At 46.9% G+C, this 2,288-nt stretch carries 2 protein-coding genes and 1 pseudogene; all 3 read right to left on the bottom strand.

The window, feature by feature from the left end; genetic code table 11:
- A pseudogene (locus tag AYK82_RS00025) lies at positions 1–390 on the bottom strand (hypothetical protein); the annotation flags it as partial.
- The gene (locus AYK82_RS00020; RefSeq protein ID WP_068310043.1) at positions 387–704 is read right to left on the bottom strand and encodes a transposase; all 318 of its coding nucleotides are present in this window, start codon (positions 702–704) and stop codon (positions 387–389) included. The pseudogene AYK82_RS00025 and the gene AYK82_RS00020, both read right to left, overlap by 4 nt.
- A gap of 682 nt (positions 705–1,386) precedes the next feature.
- A partial coding sequence (locus AYK82_RS00015) for a calcium-binding protein (protein WP_279626400.1) occupies positions 1,387–2,288 on the bottom strand: 902 nt, incomplete at its 5' end.

The following is a 2,288-nucleotide window of genomic DNA, read 5'->3' as shown; positions in this document are numbered from 1 at the left end:
CAGAGTGGCCCAGCCATCGCGTCCGGCCCAAACACGGCATAGATCTGTCGACCATCGCTCATTGGGAGCCTGCGCAATGGAAGGAAGCGCTTCAACTCTCGGCCTTGCTCCGACGGACCGTTTGCGCACCTGCCAGCCCTTGAGCTGGAATATCCGTTGAACGGTGTTCTTATTGAACCCCAGAAGGTGCGCCACCGTCCGGTAGCCAAAGGAAGGTTCCCGCTCTATCAATGCCTTAATGGGATCACGGAATACTGGATTGATCTTGGGTTTGGACTTGGTTGGCTTGTAATACATGGTGCGCCGCGGAACGTCGAACCAGGAGCACAACTTCGTCACTGGAACCGTGACACCATCATCCAGAAGGCCTTGCTGAACACTGCGGATCATTTGTCGTCCTCCATGTCCAGCAAGGCCTGGAGCTTTTTTCGCGCCCGCAGCTCCAACATGGCCTCTCCATAGGCTTCTTGCAGATCTCGAAGTTTCTTCTCGTACTGCTGACGCACATCCAAAGGATTGGTACGCAGAGCATTCTCCATGCCTTTGCGCGCATCCTCTACCCAACCTTCAATCTCTGAAGGGGACAGGTCGTAAGAACGGCTAGCCTCGGCCACCGTCGTCTTGCCCTGCAGGATCTCAATAACAAGCGCCGATTTGCGCTTCGCTGTCCAACGCTTGAAACCGTCTTCCAATGTCTCACTCATCGCTACCATTTTCCTCACTGTAGCATGAGCAGGAACTCACTGGGTCACTACATTCTTACCAACACCTAATATCAAATCCGGCTGAATATGGGCCATCGTCAATTGTCACTATCACACTCAATGGTGTGATCGATAAATATAAATCGACATCTTTCTTCTTACTGCTGTTAATTGCAGGTCTAAATTTTGTGCTTTTTATTTTTTTTTCTAACTCAGATGTATCATTATTAAAAAATCTATAAACTCTTGTTGCTCTGTAAGAACATGCTTCATCATTACCAGAAACGTATATTTGGCGTCCCCTGGCAATAATTTTTGCGTTACTCCCTAACAGTCTTTCAACTAATTCAAGTTGATTAGAGAAGTTAATCAGCTTTATATTGTTGTTGAATATAGAGAACGCAAATGGGCAAAAAAATAGAAATATAAAAAGTGAAAAAAGTGTAAGAAATATTTTTATATTTATCATTTTGTTGGGTTTTTGTAGATGGAGATTTCAGTGGAAAGTAAAAAATAAAAACAACCTATAATTTTTACATGAATTTATCTTCTTTATTGGTGTTGGTGAAATTCATCGTATCTAATTGTCCATATGTGTATAGATGGGTTGATCGTATTCGAATCTTAAAACGGCCCTCAATTACAACCCGAGCAGAATATCTGCCCGGGTTTTTGGTGTAAATTAGACGAAGCGGAAATCGTCCTGATGGAGGTCACTCAAGGAAACGTCCTGCAGCAAGATGGTGTTGTCTTCATCATAGCGAATGATCGTGTCGCTGCCTTGTTGCTCGCTGGCGCTAATCACAGCCGCATAATCCGCGAAGATACCGGAGGCAAACTCGATGACATCTTCACTACGTTCACCCGCCGTAAAATCGGTGATCTTATCAGTACCGAAGTTTTGATCGGCAAAGACGAAGGTATCATCGCCACTGTCACCACTCAAGACATCCTTACCTTGGTCACCTTCAATAGTATCAGCGCCGCTCCCTCCTTCGAGAGTGTCATCGCCAATGCCACCCTCTAGGGTATCATTTCCGGCTTCACCGTACAGTTTGTCGTTATCCTCTCCTCCTGAAATTGTGTCGTTACCGGCGCCGCCGTAAAGTTCGTCTTCGCCTTTACCACCTTTTACAGTGTTGTCTTCATCTCCACCCTCGAAGAGATCAGCCGATAGACCACCTTCAAAAATTGATTCAACATCAAGCAAGTCGGAACGGAACAGGATTGTTCCATCTGCGAACTGCAGCTTTTCGATGGTGTGGTCGGATGATTTGCTGCTGAACTGGTTGAGTACAGTAACCACGTGGCCGGTGCCCAGATCCTTGACATACAGGTTCTCGTTAGCTCGTGACAGTTGGACTTGGTCCTGCGTGAGATCCAGCAGATGCAAGGTGTCGACATCACGGTATGAGTACTGGACATCAAGGATCGTGTCATTTCCATCACCGGATTTGTAGACATAGACATCCGATCCCCCTTGTCCTTCCAGGCGATCATCTCCAAGTCCGCCGATAAGGGTATCCTCACCATGGTAACCACGAAGGGTGTCCTTACCTTCACCGCCTTCTAGCTGATCGTCGC

This window comes from Polycladidibacter hongkongensis, from assembly GCF_001561995.1.
In the GTDB taxonomy this organism is placed as follows: Bacteria; Pseudomonadota; Alphaproteobacteria; order Rhizobiales; family Stappiaceae; genus Pseudovibrio; species Pseudovibrio hongkongensis.
Note: the sequence above shows the minus strand (reverse complement) of the source record. Positions and strands in the feature narration are given on the sequence as shown.

Bases quoted from the DNA above. Each gene is read 5' to 3' on its own strand.
- AYK82_RS00020 (WP_068310043.1), bottom strand. From the start codon at position 704: ATGAGTGAGACATTGGAAGACGGTTTCAAGCGTTGGACAGCGAAGCGC.